General features: G+C 37.4%; 19 protein-coding genes. 4 read left to right on the top strand and 15 right to left on the bottom strand.

Annotated features, from left to right (window positions below; all coding sequences use genetic code 11):
- The first annotated feature begins 130 nt into the window (after positions 1-130).
- Positions 131-565, top strand: coding sequence for an NUDIX hydrolase (locus tag LMD38_RS03725; RefSeq protein WP_016718663.1), 435 nt, complete (start codon positions 131-133; stop codon positions 563-565).
- Positions 566-591: 26 nt separating this feature from the next.
- On the opposite strand, the gene ackA is transcribed toward LMD38_RS03725, so the two are convergent.
- The 5 genes from ackA to LMD38_RS03700 all read right to left on the bottom strand — a co-directional run bounded on the left by ackA (position 592) and on the right by LMD38_RS03700 (position 4,951).
- Positions 592-1,785: an acetate kinase gene (ackA, locus tag LMD38_RS03720; RefSeq protein WP_000034576.1), complete on the bottom strand. Its 1,194-nt coding sequence runs from the start codon at positions 1,783-1,785 to the stop codon at positions 592-594.
- Between the two features lie 299 nt (positions 1,786-2,084).
- Entirely contained in the window at positions 2,085-3,071 is a 987-nt protein-coding gene (locus LMD38_RS03715; RefSeq protein WP_000084356.1) for a class I SAM-dependent methyltransferase, read from the bottom strand.
- Positions 3,072-3,268: 197 nt separating this feature from the next.
- Entirely contained in the window at positions 3,269-3,769 is a 501-nt protein-coding gene (gene tpx / locus LMD38_RS03710) for a thiol peroxidase (protein WP_000024530.1), read from the bottom strand.
- Positions 3,770-3,903: 134 nt separating this feature from the next.
- On the bottom strand, positions 3,904-4,299 hold the full coding sequence (ytfJ, locus tag LMD38_RS03705) for a GerW family sporulation protein (protein WP_000350002.1): 396 nt from the start codon (positions 4,297-4,299) through the stop codon (positions 3,904-3,906).
- Between the two features lie 13 nt (positions 4,300-4,312).
- The gene (locus tag LMD38_RS03700; RefSeq protein ID WP_014893477.1) at positions 4,313-4,951 is read right to left on the bottom strand and encodes a DUF2953 domain-containing protein; all 639 of its coding nucleotides are present in this window, start codon (positions 4,949-4,951) and stop codon (positions 4,313-4,315) included.
- Positions 4,952-5,156: 205 nt separating this feature from the next.
- Between LMD38_RS03700 and LMD38_RS03695 the strand changes: the two genes are divergently transcribed.
- Positions 5,157-5,960 carry an NAD kinase gene (locus tag LMD38_RS03695; RefSeq protein WP_000785165.1) on the top strand — a complete coding sequence of 268 codons (804 nt, stop codon included), beginning with the start codon at positions 5,157-5,159 and terminating at the stop codon, positions 5,958-5,960.
- Between the two features lie 173 nt (positions 5,961-6,133).
- Here LMD38_RS03695 and LMD38_RS03690 read toward each other — a convergent pair whose 3' ends face one another.
- The 8 genes from LMD38_RS03690 to LMD38_RS03655 all read right to left on the bottom strand — a co-directional run bounded on the left by LMD38_RS03690 (position 6,134) and on the right by LMD38_RS03655 (position 15,725).
- Complete coding sequence (locus LMD38_RS03690; RefSeq protein WP_016718665.1) at positions 6,134-7,702, bottom strand: amidohydrolase; 1,569 nt, start codon at positions 7,700-7,702, stop codon at positions 6,134-6,136.
- A 70-nt stretch (positions 7,703-7,772) separates the two neighbouring features.
- On the bottom strand, positions 7,773-8,204 hold the full coding sequence (locus LMD38_RS03685; protein ID WP_062821901.1) for a VOC family protein: 432 nt from the start codon (positions 8,202-8,204) through the stop codon (positions 7,773-7,775).
- Positions 8,205-8,307: 103 nt separating this feature from the next.
- Complete coding sequence (gene mbcS, locus LMD38_RS03680) at positions 8,308-9,894, bottom strand: acyl-CoA synthetase MbcS (protein ID WP_228920181.1); 1,587 nt, start codon at positions 9,892-9,894, stop codon at positions 8,308-8,310.
- A 258-nt stretch (positions 9,895-10,152) separates the two neighbouring features.
- Entirely contained in the window at positions 10,153-10,350 is a 198-nt protein-coding gene (locus LMD38_RS03675; protein WP_000091639.1) for an alpha/beta-type small acid-soluble spore protein, read from the bottom strand.
- An 80-nt stretch (positions 10,351-10,430) separates the two neighbouring features.
- Positions 10,431-11,645 (bottom strand): tRNA uracil 4-sulfurtransferase ThiI, encoded by a 1,215-nt coding sequence (gene thiI / locus LMD38_RS03670; RefSeq protein ID WP_000989284.1) that lies wholly within the window; start codon positions 11,643-11,645, stop codon positions 10,431-10,433.
- Positions 11,646-11,651: 6 nt separating this feature from the next.
- Positions 11,652-12,794, bottom strand: a complete 1,143-nt coding sequence (locus LMD38_RS03665; RefSeq protein WP_000638965.1) for a cysteine desulfurase family protein — start codon at positions 12,792-12,794, stop codon at positions 11,652-11,654.
- Positions 12,795-12,962: 168 nt separating this feature from the next.
- Complete coding sequence (gene ezrA / locus LMD38_RS03660; RefSeq protein ID WP_016718669.1) at positions 12,963-14,675, bottom strand: septation ring formation regulator EzrA; 1,713 nt, start codon at positions 14,673-14,675, stop codon at positions 12,963-12,965.
- Between the two features lie 207 nt (positions 14,676-14,882).
- The gene (locus LMD38_RS03655; RefSeq protein WP_016718670.1) at positions 14,883-15,725 is read right to left on the bottom strand and encodes a LysR family transcriptional regulator; all 843 of its coding nucleotides are present in this window, start codon (positions 15,723-15,725) and stop codon (positions 14,883-14,885) included.
- 124 nt (positions 15,726-15,849) lie between these two features.
- Between LMD38_RS03655 and LMD38_RS03650 the strand changes: the two genes are divergently transcribed.
- The gene (locus tag LMD38_RS03650; protein ID WP_062821899.1) at positions 15,850-16,794 is read left to right on the top strand and encodes a DMT family transporter; all 945 of its coding nucleotides are present in this window, start codon (positions 15,850-15,852) and stop codon (positions 16,792-16,794) included.
- An 11-nt stretch (positions 16,795-16,805) separates the two neighbouring features.
- On the opposite strand, the gene refZ is transcribed toward LMD38_RS03650, so the two are convergent.
- Entirely contained in the window at positions 16,806-17,444 is a 639-nt protein-coding gene (gene refZ, locus LMD38_RS03645) for a forespore capture DNA-binding protein RefZ (RefSeq protein ID WP_062821898.1), read from the bottom strand.
- A 147-nt stretch (positions 17,445-17,591) separates the two neighbouring features.
- Here refZ and LMD38_RS03640 point away from each other — a divergent pair, with 147 nt between their 5' ends.
- Entirely contained in the window at positions 17,592-18,071 is a 480-nt protein-coding gene (locus LMD38_RS03640) for a GAF domain-containing protein (RefSeq protein ID WP_000494335.1), read from the top strand.
- Between the two features lie 61 nt (positions 18,072-18,132).
- Here LMD38_RS03640 and megL read toward each other — a convergent pair whose 3' ends face one another.
- The gene (megL, locus tag LMD38_RS03635; protein WP_062821897.1) at positions 18,133-19,311 is read right to left on the bottom strand and encodes a methionine gamma-lyase; all 1,179 of its coding nucleotides are present in this window, start codon (positions 19,309-19,311) and stop codon (positions 18,133-18,135) included.
- Between the last annotated feature and the right edge of the window lie 248 nt (positions 19,312-19,559).

Below are 19,559 nucleotides of genomic sequence, written 5' to 3'. Positions count from 1 at the left end.
TGATTATCAGCCCTCACCAATCGGACTTTTACGGACAGTTGATCCCCCACCTAACTTCTTTGCTTCCGCTGAATTTTGAGGTGGGGATCTTACTGCCCGTTAAAGCGGGATAAATAAGGAGTGATTGTATATGTATCCACGTGCAAAAGCTTTCGGTCTTGCTATACATGACAGTCGCCTTCTTGTACAAGAATATCATACAGGCGATGAAACATATTACCGGCCTCTTGGCGGTTCAATTGAACTTGGTGAAAAATCAGCACATACCGTTATTCGTGAATTTCAAGAAGAGCTTCATACAGAAGTGGAAATCACCGATTATTTAGGTTGCTTAGAAAATATCTTTCATCTTGATGGAGAAATTGCTCATGAAATCATTCAACTATATTCTTTACGCTTATTAGACACATCACTATATGGAATGGAAAAAGTGAAGATACAAGATGAGCAAACAGTGTCATATGCGAAATGGATTCCCATTACAGCATTCATTCAGGAGAAAAAAGCACTATATCCAGATGGAATTTTAAACTATATTCAAAGGAAAAAAGACGAAATCCTATAGGATCTCGTCTTTTTTCTTTTCATATATTAACCAATGTTTCCAAGACGTAGTACGTCACGAGCGATCATAACTTCTTCGTCAGTTGGAATTACAATAATTTTTACTGGAGAATGTGGGAAGTTGATGAATGCTTCCTCACCGAATACGTTATTGCGTTTTGCATCGAAGTATACGCCCATGTATTCAAGGCCTTCTAATACGCGTTCACGAATAATCGCACTGTTTTCACCTACACCAGCTGTGAAGATGATTGCGTCTACACCTTTCATACGAGCAGTGTAAGAACCGATGTATTTGTGGATACGGCTTACGAATACATCAAGTGCTACTTTCGCACGGTGATCGCCTTCTTCTTCTTTTGCAATGATGTCACGTAGGTCACTAGAGTAACCAGTAAGACCTAACATACCACTCTTCTTGTTCAATACGTTAACTACTTCTTCTACTGTTTGGCCTGTTTTTTCCATGATGTATGGAATTAACGCAGGGTCAATGTTACCAGAACGTGTACCCATTGTTACACCAGCAAGTGGAGTGAAGCCCATAGAAGTATCGATAGATTTACCGCCTTCTACTGCTGCGATACTTGCACCGTTACCTAAGTGACAAGAAAGTAAGCTTAAGCTTTCAAGTGGACGACCTAATAGCTCAGCTGCACGCTCAGTTACATATTTATGAGAAGTTCCGTGGAAACCGTATTTACGGATACCGAATTTTTCATAGTACTCATATGGTAAGCTGTATAGGAATGCAGATTCCGGCATTGTTTGGTGGAATGCTGTATCGAATACTGCTACTGCTGGTACGTTTGGTAATACTTCTTGGAATGCTTTAATACCAACAACGTTTGCTGGGTTGTGAAGTGGTGCTAAATCGCTTAATTCTTCGATATCAGCTAATACTTCATCAGTAATTAGAACAGAGTCAGCAAATTTTTCGCCGCCGTGAACAACACGGTGACCGATACCGCCAATCTCGTCTAGAGATTTAACGATTCCGTTTTCAGTTAATTTTTTAAGAAGCATATTAACTGCTACTGCGTGATCTGGAATGTTTGTAATTTCTTTTTGTTTTTCGCCATCTACAGTAATAGTGAAGATACTATCTTCTAAACCGATACGTTCTACTAAACCTTTTGTTAATACTGTTTCACTTGGCATTTCAAATAATTGGAATTTTAAGGAAGAGCTTCCTGCGTTAATCGCGATGATTTTTGACATCTAGTCTTTCGCCCCTTTTTCTCTTGGTAGTTGTGTGGATGTTTCCACAAACCGCTCGATTTTATCTGATCAAATTTACTAAATATGAAAACGTTTCATCATTAGCAAATTTTATACTCACGATTTTAATTTAAACATCGTACGACATATATTTCAAGTGAAAAAATTGTAACACCAAGAAAAAAAATATATTACAGATTTCAAAAAAATTCAGTTAAATCTTGTATATATTTAAAAATATGACATATCATATAAAACTGTACTACATGAATTACTAACCCTGTTACATATACCTGGCCTTATTTATGCGTTGCAAACCAAGTATTTAATTGGTCCATAATGTCCTCCATCGCCTTCATGTTGGAGAATTTAGGTAACTCCACTAATAACGCCTGTTTTGGCATCGTTACACTAGGGCCTTTCTTTTGGAGAACAAATATACTTTTTGCATTTTTCTCGTTTTTAAACATGGAAACAGGTAGCTGTAATAACCCCTGAATAAAGCATGTTTCTTTAATAAATGCATGCAATTTTGGTGCTTGATCACTTTCAAAAATGAAGTTCGGTACTAGGAAGAATAAGTATCCGCCTTCTTTCGTATGCTTCACACTTTGTTCAATAAATAGGTGGTGGGCATATGACATTCCTTCATCTGCTTTTAACTTATATTCACTTGCACCGATTTCATTTGGATAGTAACCAACCGGTAAGTCTGAAACGACTGCATCAACTGGATCGATATAAAGCGGTGCTAGTCCATCTTGATGGAAGAATTCGATTGCATGCTTTTGTAAATTCGCATTTACTAAAGCAAGTTTAATTAGCACTTCGTCCACTTCTACACCAAATCCACTCATCGTAATGTTTTCTTGAGCACTATTGAAAACTGTCGTCATCAAGTTACCCGTTCCAATTGCAGGGTCTAACACAGTAATTTCATTTTGACCCTTCATAAATTTATGGAATAAGTAGCTCATGAACATACCAACTGCATCAGGCGTCATTTCGTGATTCGCTTGTACGCCTTCTTTCATTCCTTTTAAGATGGCTAACTGAAATGCTTTACGAATTTCTTCACCTTTATATGTTTCTTCATTAAACGTACTATATTCACGATTCAGCCTTTCAATTGCTGATTCTGATAATTCCTCTTGTAAAATCGCTCCTTCAAACAAGTTATCCCCTGTTTCTACAAGCGCCTCTAAATATGTTACATCTAATTCTTTACGTAAAACTACCGCAGAAGAATCAAAAATAGAAAATAAAGTTTCTACTGTCTGACTCACGTACATTCCTCCTTCTCTCTTTTACACATAACTTATATCATACCATAATCTGATTTTTTCCCAAAAGAAAAAGCGACCTCTTTTTTAGAGCTCCCTTTTTAGTGATGTATGATGTAACGTCTTCTCTCGTATATCGATTCCATATAGCAATATATGAGAGAAGACGACCTCTTTCAAAGAGGTCATCTTCCTTCACATTATTTTGCAGCTTTTGCTGCTTCTAATGCTGCTTCATAGTTTGGATGGCTTGTACCTTCGCTTACGTATTCTACGTAAACTACTTTGTCGTTGCTATCTACTACGAATACTGCACGAGCAAGTAAACGAAGCTCTTTCATTACTAAGCCGTAAGCTTCACCGAATGAAAGGTCGCGGTGGTCAGAAAGTGTAACAACATTTTCTAAACCGTTTGCTGCACACCAGCGTTTTTGAGCAAATGGTAAGTCAACGCTAATTGTTAATACTTTCGCGTTTTCAATACCTGCTGCATCTTGGTTAAAACGACGTGTTTGTGCATCACACACACCTGTGTCGATTGAAGGTACAACACTAATTAATTTCACTTCACCTTTGTATGTTTCTAAACTTACTGGAGATAAGTCATTTGCTAACACTTGGAAGTTTGGCGCTTGATCGCCAACTTTAACTTCTGTTCCAACTAAAGTCATTGGGTTACCTTTAAAAGTTACGTTTGCCACTTGAAAATCCTCCCTTATTTAAACAAAATATGTACAATGTAAATGATAGTTTGTCCCTATCGATAATGCAAATAAAATCGCTTTATTTACAAAAAAATTAAAGAAGCTAATCCATTGATTAGCTTCTTTATTCGTTAAATTTGAAATTCCGGATCATCTTCTTTTCGTTTATCCATCATTTCTTTCACTTTATCAACAGCTTGTGGCGCTAATTCAATTATTTTATCGATGACGTGTGTTTGCTTATCTAAATGTAACACTTTTACGCCTTCTCCATTTATAACGAGAAAAGCAACAGGATTAATAGAAACTCCTCCACCACTTCCCCCGCCAAATGGATGACGGCCTGAATGTTCTATTTTACCAAATTCACTTCCACCTGCAGCAAATCCGAAGCTAACTTTTGAAACGGTAAGAATTACACTTCCATCTGCCGCTTTAATTGGATCGCCTACAATTGTATTTACATCAGTCATTTGTTTTAAATGCTGCATTGCAGTTGTCATTAAACCTTGAATTGGATGGTCCATTCTATATCCCCCCTTATGCTTGAACAGAGTTTTCAGTCGTACCAGATCTTTGTTTTCTCATAAACGCGATTAATTTAATACCTGTTTTTATAGCACGGAATATACGAAAGGATGCTGTTAATTCACATCTTGACGCAAACCCTTTCCCTTGAAAAACAGGAGTAATTTCAAATTCTGGTACGTCGACAATATGCATATATTGTCCTACAACTCCAGCAGCCATTCCTTTTGTCCCCCATGCATATCCGGTAACAATTCCAGTACTAGCTGCATCACCTGCACCAATTTGCGTGTGCCATCTCCAACCATTGATTTTCACTCGTTTGAGAAAATCTTTAACGATAGTATGAACTTCTTGAAGCTTTTTTATCAGTTCCCCGATGCTATCAAGTTGTGCCATAATTTTATTATCGAGCCCGCCATCCTCTTCAGCTTTTTCGATTTTTTGCCCTGTTTTCTTCTGTTGCTTCTCAATTCTTTCCAACACATCAAATGTATAGCGAATCATCCATATTTTCACTTGAAACAAACATTGCTTTTCCATTTCTGAATATAAAAATGTCACTTTAAGCTTTATTTTCGACAATAGTATAAGCAAAATAAAAAGGAGAAGAATTATTATTCCAATTACGAACCACTTCATACGTATCATCCTTTCACTCCGTACCCATTATCGACAACTTTATTCATCATTAAACAGAGTTTCATAAGATTGAATATAAAAATTTTTCTAAAAATAAAAAGGTATTTTGACAATTTATATCGAAATATATTATTTGAACATATCATCAGGGAACGGACTCTAATGATATGTAGCACGAAGCATAGAAAATTTAACTGCAGTGGAGGGATACATAATGGCAGATCGTCGCAATTTATTTTTCTTTTATGGTGATGACAAAGCAAAGCTCGTTGAAAAAATGAAACCAATCTATCGTATTTTAGAAGAGAATGGATTTACCATATTAGATCATCCAAAAAATGCAAACGCTATCGTCAGTGTTGGAGATGATGCAACTTTCTTACAAGCCGTTCGTAAAACTGGTTTTAGGGAAGATTGTTTATACGCAGGGATTTCTACGAAAGATGAAATTTCATTCTACTGCGATTTCCATATTGATCACGTTGATATAGCCCTTCAAGAAATTACAAAAAATGAAATTGAAGTGCGAAAATATCCAACAATTGAGGTAGATGTGGATGGCAGCACATCCTTCCATTGTTTAAATGAGTTCTCATTACGTTCTAGCATTATTAAAACGTTCGTTGTAGACGTTCACGTTGATAATTTATATTTCGAAACATTTAGAGGTGACGGTTTAGTTGTTTCTACCCCAACAGGAAGTACAGCTTATAATAAATCGTTACGTGGTGCAGTTGTTGACCCGCTTATCCCTTGCTTCCAAGTAAGTGAATTAGCATCTTTAAATAACAACACATACCGCACGCTCGGTTCACCGTTCATTTTAAATCACGAACGTACATTAACTTTAAAACTAAGACCAGACGGTAACGATTATCCTGTTATCGGTATGGATAATGAAGCGCTTAGCATTAAACAAGTGGAAAAAGCTGTTGTACGCTTAAGCGATAAACAAATTAAAACAGTTAAATTAAAAAACAACTCTTTCTGGGAAAAAGTACAGAGAACGTTTTTATAGTATTAAAATAACCGTAGAATTATGGTGGCCCATAATTCTACGGTTATTTATTTACCTCGATTGGCGCGAACAACAACTTCTCGCTATCCGGCCGTTATTCTTGTCAGTTTTTGTCGGTAAGTCGATATATTTCGAGTTACCGTCGATATATTCCGATAATCGCTCATATATTTTTACGCATCTTTTCTATAGACGACTTTGCCATCTATTACGGTCATCTCTGCTTGTACTTCTTTTATTTCTTCTGCCTCTATTTCAAAAATATTGCGGTCTAATATCGTAAAGTCCGCTTCATATCCTTTTGTAATTTGCCCTCGCTTCTCTTCTTTTCCAATTGCATAGGCACTTCCTGTTGTAAATAAAGAGACAGCCTCATATGCCGTTAACCTTTCCTCTGGCATATAGCACACATCGTCAATAAAACTTCTACGTGTAACAGCGCTATATATGCCTAGAAACGGATTCACTTGCTCAATCGGAGCATCCGAGCCCCCGTTACAGTGTAATCCCGCTTCCAGTAACGTCTTCCAAGCGTACGCATAACGAAGACGATGCTCGCCTAGTTTTTCAATGACTGATGGAAAATCCGATGAAACAAAGACTGGCTGTATATCAATAATGGCTTGTAATTTTTTCATTCTTTCAATCAACTCTTCACGAGCTAACTGACAATGAATAATGCGGTCACGTAATCCTTCTGCTGGCGGATATAATTCAAGTGCATCAATGACATATTCAAGCGATAAGTCGCCGATAGTATGAATCGCAACTGGCATATGTAAATCTCGTGCTTTCTTCACTAATTCCGCAAGTTCTTCACGTGAGAAAATCGCAACCCCATTCGTTTCCTTCGCATCTTCATACGGTTCACTTAATAATGCTGTTCTTCCGCCAAAAGAACCGTCAGAAAAAATTTTCATTGCCCCAAATTCAATATAATGCTCATTTTCATATTCCTTTCGTTCCTGTGCTACTTCATGATGAACGAGTAAATGTGCTTTAAATGGCATTTCCTTTATAACATGAGAAAACGCATTGTGCGTTTTTCTAAAACCACCGTAATAATTCAAATCTTCCGTATGCCCACCAACGAGACCATATTGCCAGCAATCTTTAATCGCTGTTTGCAGAGCTCTTTGTAAATAGGCTTCATCAATTTCAGGCTGCACATGTTTAATTAACTCTTGTCCTTGTTCATATAAAAGCCCTGTTAACATATTTGATGAATCACGGCCAATTTTTCCGCCTTTTGGATCTTCTGTCGCTTCTGTTATATTCGCTTCTTGCAGTATGTATGAATTCACCCATGTAACGTGACGACAAACTCGCTTTAATAAAATCGGATGGTCTTTCGAAATTTCATCTAAATCACGCGCGTGAACATCTTTCGTATCTGTAAAGTTATTCTCATTCCATCCTTCTCCAATAATCCAAGAACCTTTTGGGGCTTCTTCTACGCGCTTCTGAACGTGAGTAAGCACTTCGCTATACGATGTGCAATTTGATAAATCTAGACGAAGTAATCTCTCCCCGTGACCAATAAGATGCATATGGCTATCAACGAGACCTGGAATCATTGTTTTGCCTTTTAAATCGTGCAATGTAACCGCAGCATATCGGCTTTCTAACTCTTCTTTACTTCCAACATCAACGATCATACCCTTTTCAACGTAAACAGCGTCCACTTTTTCATTTTCTTCTCTCATCGTGTAAATGGTGCCGCCGTACCAAATTTCTCCCATATATTTCATCTCCTTTATTTTTATTGTATAAAAAAAAGCACCATTTCAAAACATGGTGCTTTTCTAAACATTACTTTTGTTCAGTAGTAGACGTTGTAATTTGCCATTCAATATTAAATTTATCTTTTACTTGTCCGTATGCTGGGCTCCAAAACGTTTCTTGAAGTGGCATAATAACTTCGCCACCTTCTTGTAACTTATTGAATACTTCTTTCGCTTTTTCTGCATTACTAATTTGAATTGCGATTGTTACTTGAGATCCAATTGCATGCCCTTGACCTGGGAATGTATCAGAAATCATAAGATTCGTATTACCAACTTTTAAAGTAGCGTGTAAAACGCGTTCTTTCGCTTCAGCTGGAACCGGGTATTCTGGATTTTCAGGCATATCACCAAACGTTTGCATGACTTCTACTTTTGCATCTAACGCCTCTTTATAAAACTGTACAGCTTCTTGCCCACTACCATCTAAAACTAAGTACGGATTAATACCTAAAATCATACGGACACCTCTTTTTTTAATTTATAAAATAGAACTTGTGTTCGTTTTTTATATTATCATTGTTTGACATTTCAATCAACTATTTCCTTCACTGTTTTCAAATTTATTTTGATGGAATCTCCATCTCTTGTTTTCGAAGCTCAATACGGCGGATTTTTCCAGAAATCGTTTTTGGTAGTTCATCTACAAATTCAATTTTACGAGGGTATTTATATGGTGCAGTAAGTTCTTTGACGTGTTGTTGGAGTATTGGAATTAATGTTTCTTCGCTCTTTTCTATATTCTCTCTTAATACGATAAATGCCTTCACGACACTTCCGCGAATTTCATCAGGACTTGCGACAACTGCACATTCTCTTACGTAAGGATGTTTTACAAGTGCATCTTCTACTTCAAACGGCCCGATTGTATAACCAGAGCTAATAATAATATCATCACCGCGCCCTTCAAACCAGAAATAGCCGTCTTCATCTTTCTTCGCTTTATCACCAGTAATATAATAATCACCGCGGAATTGCATCGCTGTACGCTCATCGTCTTTGTAATATTGTTTAAAGAGGGCTGGCGTTTCAATGTGAACTGCAATATCACCAACCTCGCCTACTTTAACCGGAACACCTTCCTCATTTACGATATCAACGTGGTTGCCTGGCGTTGGTTTTCCCATTGATCCTGGTCTAATATCCATCCCTTTCATTACACCAACAAGCAATGTATTTTCCGTTTGCCCATAGCCGTCTCTTACTGTAATATGAAAGTGCTTTTGGAACGTTTCAATGACTTCTCTATTTAACGGCTCACCTGCGGATACAGCGCTATGTAACGCTTCTAAATTGTACTCGCTTAAATTTTCTACCTTTGCCATTAATCTATACTCAGTCGGCGTACAACAAAGCACATTCACCTTATTATCGTCTAATAAATTTAAATACGTTTTCGGTTCAAACTTACCGTGGTATACAAATCCTGTTGCCCCTGAGCCTAGAGTTGCTAAAAACGGGCTCCAAATCCACTTTTGCCAGCCTGGACTAGCCGTCGCCCATACAACATCATTCTCTTCAATTCCGAGCCAATTTGGAGCGCTCGTACGTAAATGAGCGTATGCCCACGTATGCGTATGAACAACACCTTTTGGATTTCCTGTCGTTCCTGACGTGTAAGATAAAAAGACCATATCTTCTTTATCTGTCTTCGCCATTTCTAACATATCACTCTCTTTTTCTAACGCTGTTTTTAAATTAATCCATCCATCTACTGACTGCTCGCTCAGAACGAATTTTTGAAGAGAGTCCATCGCTTCTATATCATCAAACTGTCCAATGTACGGCTCATAACTTACGATTGCTTTTACTTCCCCGTGTCCAATACGGTATTCGATATCCTTTTTACGTAACATTTCTGAACTCGGAATTACGACAAATCCTGCTTTAATCGCAGCGATATACGTCATGTACGCTTCAATTAAACGAGGCATCATAATGAGGAGCTTGTCCCCTTTTTGCAGACCACTCTTTATAAAAGCGTTTCCAATTTTATTTGCACCTTTCATTAACTCAGCGTATGTAACTTCTCGTCGATTCCCTTTATCATCTTGCCAAATTAAAGCAAGCTTCTCTTTATCACCTGTATATTTCTCTATTTCAGAAACTAAATTATAAGACGGCGGTGCCAACAATTCTTCTCTCTTCATAAACATCCTCCTTTTTCTTTATGCCTCCCTTATATAATAAAGAATTTTCTGTAAATTTTGAACCCTCTTCTTTTGACAAATTTTTCAGTTCTGTCGAATTGGTAAATGAAATTATATCGAGAGTTTTTCAAATATATTGAACACAACTTAGAATATATCAAAGAAAAATTAAATACATCGACTTACCGACAAATGGCGACACAACATAAAAAAGAAAGAGCGGGAGAACCCGCTCTTTCTAAGCCATCTTATATGAGATTATTTTTGGAAACCGCCTAATTGTTGCTCAGCTAGTGAAACTAGACGTTTAGTGATTTCACCACCAACAGAACCGTTAGCGCGAGCTGTTGCATCAGCTCCAAGTTGAACACCAAACTCTTGAGCGATTTCGTATTTCATTTGGTCTAATGCTGATTCAGCACCAGGAACCGCTAATTTATTTGTGCTACGTGACATGTTATATCACCTCCTTGTGAGTATAGAGTGTGATAAATAACATGACTTCATACACGGTTTATATATGGTAATTTATGGTTTTAGAAAAGTTCTTCGAATTTTTCTTCTTCCGCCACTACTTCTACCGTTTGCAATACCACTGTTTCTTTGTTTGCTACAGCTTCATCGATTAATGGTGTGAAATCGTATTTCGCTTCAAAACGATTCGCTTTTTCACGCTTCGGCTTCGTCGCTGGGCTTGCTGGTGTGAATACTGTACAGCAATCTTCGTACGGACGAATCGAAATATCATATGTGCCAATTTCTTCAGCGATTTTAATAATCTCTAATTTATCCATCGTAATAAGCGGACGAATAACTGGATAGTTCGTTACTTCGTTAATCGTATGCATACTATCTAATGTTTGACTTGCTACTTGTCCAAGACTTTCACCAGTCGTGATTGCTAGCGCGTTACGCTCCTCTGCGATACGCTCTGTAATACGCATCATCATACGGCGCATAACTGTCATTGAATAGCTAGATGGGATTTCTTTATTAATTGTTTTTTGCACTTCTGTAAATGGAACAAGGTGAAGCGTTACACGTTTACAGTATTTCGTTAACTCTTGTGCTAAATCGATTACTTTTTGTTTCGCGCGCTCACTTGTGAAAGGTGGGCTATGGAAGTGAACTGCTTCCACAGATACGCCGCGTTTCATCGTTAAGTACGCTGCTACTGGGCTATCGATACCACCAGAAAGAAGTACCATTACTTTTCCGCCAACGCCAACTGGTAAACCGCCAGCTCCCATACGCTCATCGCACATAATATAGCTATAACCACTGCGAATTTCTACACGTACATTTACATCTGGATTATGAACATCTACAGTAATATCTTCTGTATTTTCTAGAATGTGTCCACCAATCTCAGGTAATAATTCCATTGTTCTCATTGGGAAATGCTTATAAGAACGGTGTACAGTAATTTTAAATGTTTTCACATCGCCTTTTACTTGTAAGAAAGCTGCTAATGCACCTTTTTTAATATCTTCTAATTCTGATGGTACTTTCATCGCTAAGTTAAACTTATGAATACCAAATACATCTTTTAATCTTTCAGATACCGCTTCATGATCTTCGCCATTTAATTGGATATACATACGGTCATGTGTTGCATCGATTTTAATATTCGGGAATTTTTTCAGTTTGAACTTCACGTTATCTTTTAATGTGCTTACAAATTTAGAACGGTTTTTACCTTTAGTCGTCATCTCTCCATAACGAACTAAAATATATTCATATGTCATCATATTCCTTTACCTCATCACTTCATATAATTTTGGCATCGTCTCTTTCACAATACCTTCAAATTGCTTTACTTCTTCCATCGTGTTTTCTGGCGCCAAACTAATGCGAATAGCACTTGCAGCAGCGGCATGCGGTACTCCCATTGACACTAACACTCTGCTCACTTCATTTGCTTTTGAAGAACAAGCAGATTTCGTTGATACATATACACCGTGCTCTTCTAAAGCATGAACGACCACTTCTGGTTTTAAACCTACAAATGATACGTTTAAAATGTGCGGTGCTGCATATGCAAGCGACGTATTAATCGTTACATCTTCCATTTCTTTAAAGAAACGAACAAGCTCTGCTTGTAAACTTTGCAAATGAGCTACCTTTTCTTTCACTTGTTCCATTGTCATGCGAAGTGCTTTCACCATCGCTACAATGCCAGGTAAATTTTCTGTACCAGAGCGATACTTCAGCTCTTGTTGACCACCTGATAAAATTGGATCTAACCTTACGCCATCACGTACATAAAGAAGACCCGTTCCTTTTACACTGTGGAATTTATGTCCAGATATTGAGCAAAGATCAATATGAGAAGCGTATAAATTAAGCGGTACTTTTCCTATCCCTTGTACATGGTCCACATGGAATCTTATTTTCGGATAATTCGATAATAAAGTTCCAATTTCAGCAACGGGCTGAATTGCTCCAGTCTCGTTGTTCACGTGAATAATTGACACAAGAATCGTATCTTCACGAAGCGCTCGTTTTACATCCTCTACCGATACAACACCATGCTCATTAACCGGTAAATATGTTACATCAAAACCGAGATCTTCTAATTGTTTATATGCTTCAAACACAGACGCGTGTTCAATATTTGTTGTAATGATATGTTTACCGCGCGAACGATTCCTCATCGCTATTCCTTTAATCGCAAGGTTATTTCCTTCCGTTCCACCTGATGTGAAAATAATTTCAGAAGGTTTAACGTGAAGAAGCTGCGCTGCAATTGTTCTTGATTGTGTTAATAGACGCTCTGCCTCTCCTCCAAGCGAATGAATAGAAGAAGGATTCCCAAAATATTTCCCCGCAACCGTTACGTACGATTGAAGAGCTTCTGGATATGGCTTTGTCGTCGCACTATTATCAAAATAGATCATCGTTCTTCCCCTTTCAGCGCTGTCACATCATATAATCATATCACAAATACGTGTCATTACGCTAAGACTACTCAAAGGTTCCGTTATATTTTAAAACGAATAACCTTACTGTATTCCGCTCTTCATTATAGCAACATCGCCTGCAAAATTACACAAAAAAACAAACCCTTATGAAAGGGTTTGTTCATTGTCTACATATTCAGCTATTTTTTGAACAACGCCAGGCTCAAGTTGCTCTAGTACAGAAGCCGCTTGTTCTAAAGCTGCATCGTATTGATATTCACGGAATAATTTCTCCGCATAATTTAAGCTCTCTGCAAGGTTTTCATCATGACTGCGGTAACGATTACCGTATTGAATTAATTTTTCAACTAAATACGCTTGTCCAATTAACTCTTCTGTCATTTCAGCAACACCATTAACAGTTGTGTAAGCTTCTTCTAAACTGCTATTTACAGCATTCATATTTAACGGCTTCACTTCTAATTGCTCATATACAGCTTGCATTGCCATTTGTCCTCTTTTTAAATCTTCCATAATGCTCTCTGGAAGCCCTGGCAAATTCGACTTTTGCATAAAGCGTTTCGTTTCGAAAATAGTATTTCGCATTTCTTGTAACTTCTCACGTGCTTCAAATTCTTCTTTGCGCATCGTTTGCAGCATTTCTTTATATTCTGCATGAAGTACTTTTAATGTTTCACATTGCTCATAAATCTCTTCTAGTTCCTCACGAATAATAGAGAAGGCAATATCTTGTTCCGCAACGCGTAATTGCAGCATTTCAAAACGTTTCATTAAAATGTGCATTTGCTTTTCAATTACTTTTTGAGACTCAATGTCCTTATCTTGCAACTGATAGCTTTGTTTCACAAGCTGTGTTTCTGCTTTTGTTTCAATCGTTTCAGTGCGAATTTCTTCTAAGTCTTCATAAACAGAAAGTGTTTTTTGCTCCACATAATGTCTCGCATGTACTTCTTGTTCTAGTTGATCATAGAAGCTATCTAAACTCGTTTTTAAGTTTTCTACTTTTTCAGCCGCTTCCGTTATGTGAAGCTCCTGTATATCCATTAAACATATTTGTAGTTGTTTCTTCATATCGCGAACTTCTTTAGGGATTTCCAAATACTCTAATACATAACCTTGTCTTACCATATCATTATGTCCGTGTAATAAATCTTCCAGCTGAACTGGTAACGTCGCTTGACACTCTACCAATAAATCTGGAATTTGGTGAATAATGATTTCTAAATCTGCTAAACCTTCTTCCAAACTAATAACAATTTCTCTCGCTTTTAAATAGTCACCATTATTTGTTGCTTCTTCAAAGGTTTTAAATTTCTCAGATTCAACGTCTAGCATCTCTTCAATTTTCTGCTCTGCTGCTCCATACATATGTCTATGAGCAAGAACACTCTTCTTCATACTACGATATGTATCACGTAACCCTTCGATTTCCGAGCTATTTTTTTCATGGCTTTCTAACAATTGCTGTAATTCATTTAAAATGTCTGTAATACGATTATCAGCGTCATCTAAACCACTTATGGATTCATTCATCGCATGCTTTGCTTTTCGGAAGGAGAATTGCGAGGCGAATTTTCGCGCTTGCGCTAAATCTTTTTCAGCTTTCGGAATGGTTGTTGATACAATTTCATCCCATTCTTCACGCCATTTACCAAACAGTTCTTCTGTTTGACCCGTCATATTTAAATCTTTCACCCGTTTTAGTTCATCTGCCACAGGTTTATCTTTTATCTCTTGTTTCCACTGCTCAAGTGCTTCAATATCTTTATATGAACGATTTCTTATCACAAGCTCTATCATGAGCAGCACTAGAATAGAGCTTACTACAATGATAACGATCGTCAGGATAGAATCCATGCAAAAAAGCCTCCTAGTTATATCTCTTTTTTTGTCCGTTCCGTTTATGAAATGGAAGGCATTATGTATAAAAAGGGAATTCCCCTATATTTAACAACTAACAATGTACTAATCATACCATGTAATGGTTTGTTTTTGACCTAGTTTTTTTTAAAATTTCATGTTTCTTTCAATGCAATTGTAATCTTTCTCAATATTCCGTTTGGATTACCTCTCATCATCAAATGAATGCAGCAAAGGGCCTTCTTCCATATGAGATGCGAAATATATTTTACGTACAAGTGGCGGTTCAATAGAAATCGCATGCACATTTCCTTGCCTTACCGCTTGCTCTACTGATATTTCTGGAAGTAATGTGATGCCAAGTCCGGCACTGACCATCGCAAGCATCGGTTCTGCATAAGAAGTTTCAAATGCAATAATCGGTTTCGCACCTATCCCTTGAAACAGATTCGTAATCATTTTTCTAACATCACAGATTTCTGGGTATACGATTAACTTTTCATTTTGCAAATCTTCCATTCGAATTACTGTTTTCTCTTTATAAAGATGATCACTTGAAACGACACACACAATTTTTTCTTCTCGTATTTCTTTTATACACGTAGCACCTTCTACTACTGAATCGATGAACATCGCTTCAATCTTCCGTTCTTTAAAAAGTCCTATCAGTACTTTCGTATGCTCAATTTTCCATTCTATTTCGAACCCGTCACCTAATGTATCTTTACATTTTGATATGTAATGTGCTGCTAAACTTGGCAATATGCCTATTGAAATGTTCCTCTTCTCTTGAAATTTCTTCATTTCGGCTTTCACTTCATGTATGTGTTCCAAAATCGGTAACATTCTTTTTATAAATAACTCTCCAGCCTCTGTTAACTCCACTCCTTGCGCGGAACGCTTCAGTAAAGTAACTTCTAAATCGGCCTCTAACCTTTGAATTTGTTTACTAAGCGCCGGCTGAGAAATATGTAAAATTTTACTCGCCTTTGATAAACTTCGCGTATTTTTCACTTCAATAAACGATCGTACTGCCTCTAAATCCATCGTACACACCTCTAACAAAAAGTTATAACTGTCATAAAAAATCGATATTTCCTTCTATAAACAATTACTCTTTATACTTATTTCATCAACTTACTATAACGAAATGTAAAGGGGAAAGATACTCTTGAACAAAAAACAAATGCTACTCGGATCCCTCCTATGCTTACTTGCCGTAACGGCTTGGGGATTTATGTTTCCTGTCATGGCAAACGCCTTACAGTTTATCGATCCGTTCTTCTTCACAACGATTCGCTATGGATCAGCAGCTATTATTTTTCTTATTCTGTTATTACTTACCGAAGGGACAAAGTCACTCCGCTTAGAAAAGAAAACACTTTCGTTACTTTTTTACGGAACAGTCGGTTTCGCAGGATATGGTTTTCTCGTTTTCTACGGACAACAACTTGCCGGACCGTCTGGAGCCATCCATGCCGCGATGATTCAGTCTCTTATGCCACTCATCGCTTTATTATTGCAGTGGATAACTAAAAACAAACGCCCACAAAACTACACTTTCCTTTGTATGTTCGTTGCACTTATCGGTGTTATGCTTGTCATTTCAAAAGGAAATATTCACTTATTATTTGGAGCTGCCAGTCACCTCTCAACAAATATACTTATGCTGTGCGGCGTTACTTGCTGGGTCATTTATACAAACGGTGGTGCTAGTTTTCAATCTTGGTCACCACTTAGGTATACGACGTTAACTTGTTTATTTGGCTCAATTTCACTCATCACTATCGTCACTTTTTTAACTTATACAAACGTTGTCACTGTACCTTCACTATCTACAATTATGAACGTTCGTTTTGAACTCTTATATATGTCTATTATTGCAGGCGTTATCGCAGTATTTTGCTGGAACGCAGGAAATCGCTATATTTCATCTATTAACGGCATATTATTTATGAATTTAGTTCCTGTGCTTGCACTTATCGGTTCCATCTTTCAAGGTTATACAGTCGACAAAATTGAAATTGCCGGAGCTTCATTAACAATTATCGCGCTATTATGCAACAATTTATGGCAAAGAAAAGAAAGCACAAAAATCCCCACCTCCGTTCGTTAGGTGGGGATTTCTCACATATGAACAGCTCTTGGCCATTCCTGATACATATTCGTTATACATAATGTTTGTTCCATCCATTGTTCAATTTCTTTCGTGTACATTTCTAAGAAAAAGGTCTCAGATGGAAAAGAATGCAGCACTTCTGATATATATTGCGGATATAAAAACGGCATATTCATCATGCCTTTTAATTGCGTCATAAACATTGTAAAAGATACCTTCTTAAACTCTTGTTTCATTTGTCCTTGTCTAATCACTTGCTCTATATAATATCTTTCTTTAGAAAAATAAACGGTCATCACTTCGCGAATTAATGTCGTATCAAGCGACAGCTCTCGGTAAAAGAAACGTGTCAGCTCCCTATTATCAAATTGATATCGTAAAATCCCGCGCACCATTTGTACCATCACATCTTTAGCCGACAAATACTCCCTCTGTTCAAAGGACGTTTCAATCACATGAATATACCTTTCTAAAAAATTAGTAATAAGCTGCTCTAATAGGCCTTGCTTTCCAGCAAAATAATATGAAATATTCGCTACATTCACATCCGCTCGCTTTGCAATGTCTCGCACCGACGTTCCATCATACCCTTTCGTGTTAAACAACGATATTGCCGCATCAATTACTTTTTGTTTCGTCTGTTTCATGCGCTCACTTCCTCTCACTGAACAGCTATAGTGTAAATTTCTTGACTTTTAAGACAAATTCCTTTAATTTTCTATCGACAAAGTCATGTGAAATACATCGTATTTTGCTAATATTTTACACATCTCGATAAAAAAGGAGCTGTTTCCATGTTTACTAAAGAAAGTTATGCAGGATCTCGCGTGCAACAATATGAGACAGTAATAAAACAACTGGATGCATTATTAACTGGCGAATCAAACGTAGTCGCAAACTTATCAAATGCGTCCGCATTATTAAACCAATTTTTAGATCGCGTTAATTGGGTTGGCTTTTACGTAACAGAAGGAAATCAGCTTGTTCTTGGACCATTCCAAGGAATGCCTGCTTGCGTGCGCATTCCATTTGGACGAGGCGTTTGCGGCGTTGCAGCTGAAACGAAAACAACGCAGCTTGTAGCAGACGTCCACCAATTCCCAGGGCATATCGCTTGCGACAGTGCTTCAAATTCAGAAATTGTCGTACCGATTATTAAGGATGGGAATGTCATTGGTGTACTTGATATTGATAGTCCTGAAAAAAATCGTTTCGACGAAGTAGATCAGCGCTATTTAGAAAAGTTTGTGGAAACACTCCTAAAACATATGTAACAAAAAAGAGCCAGTTATCGATTAAGTACATGACGTACAAAACCGATAGCTGGCTCTTTTTTTATTGATTACTAACAGTAGATATTTTCTTTAACGCTTGCTCTAAATCAGAAACGATATCCTCCCAAGATTCTAAACCGACAGATAAACGTATTAAATTATCATAAATGCCCATTTCTTGTCTTAACGCAGCTGGAATCGCAGCGTGCGTCATCGTTGCCGGATGCTGAATTAACGTTTCTGTATCTCCTAAACTTACCGCAATTGTAATAAAGTGAAGGTCATTAATAAACGCCTGCGTCTCTTCTTTCCCACCTTTAATTGAAAAAGATATAACGCCGCCCCCACGTTTCATTTGGCGAGATGCTAACTCTCCTTCTGGGTACCAAACACCTTCTACCGCATCATGATTTTTTAGAAACGATACAAGTTTTTCTGCATTATCACAATGGCGGTCCATTCTTACCGCTAGTGTCTTTAATCCGCGTAACAATAACCACGCATCAAACGGCGCCATAATACCGCCGATATCTTTTCGCATCGGGCGAATCTTTTCAGCTAACGCTTTCGTTTTACAAATTGTTACACCCGCTACAACGTCACCGTGACCCCCAATATATTTTGTCGCACTATGAACAACGGCGTCACAACCAAGTTCAAGCGGTCTTTGTAAATAAGGTGAACAAAACGTATTGTCAACAATGACAAGTAAACCATTTCGCTTCGCAACCTGAATCACTTGTTTTAAATCAATTAATTTCATTGTCGGATTAATCGGTGTTTCAACGAAAATAAGCTTTGTATTTGGGCGAATTTTATTTTCAATATCACCCTCTGTCTCCATATCACAAAACGAATGCGTAATCATAAATTTTTCTTCCAATACTTCCAAAAAGCCGTACGTGCATCCGTATAATCCATTTGAACAAATAATATGATCTCCAGCTTTTAGAAAACCAATTAAAGTTGCGGAAATAGCTGCCATACCGGATCCGAAAGCAAGCGCTTCTTCTCCTCCTTCTAACACCGCCATACGTTCTTCAAATAATTTCACAGTTGGATTTCCAAGTCTTGAGTAAATATAAGATGGATCCACTCCCGCAAAACTCGCTTCTCCTTGCTGCGCAGTCTCAAATGTAAATGTAGACGTTTGAAATAAAGGCGGTGTTAAACTTCCTTTATGTTCCTCTGATGTATAACCGTGATGAATTAACGCTGTCTCCATATGCTTCTTTTTCATAAAAACATCCCCTTTTATGTTTTTATTACCGCATATTCACCAACAAAAATTTGATGAACGTTTTTACTACATTTTATGTAAGCGTTTTATTTGTGTTTCTATCTCTTCTTTTATATCGTTTTAAATTCCTTCTTGTTCATTTCCAAAATTTATATGCATAAAACAAAAACGTACTCGCTTGACGAAACTCTGGGTAAAAGATATAATAGCGTTTGTGTAAAATAAAAAGGCAGCCTTGTAATGTGAGT

It is taken from the genome of Bacillus pacificus (assembly GCF_020861345.1).
GTDB classification, from domain to species: Bacteria; Bacillota; Bacilli; order Bacillales; family Bacillaceae_G; genus Bacillus_A; species Bacillus_A pacificus.
This window is presented reverse-complemented; position numbering and strand designations above follow the sequence as displayed.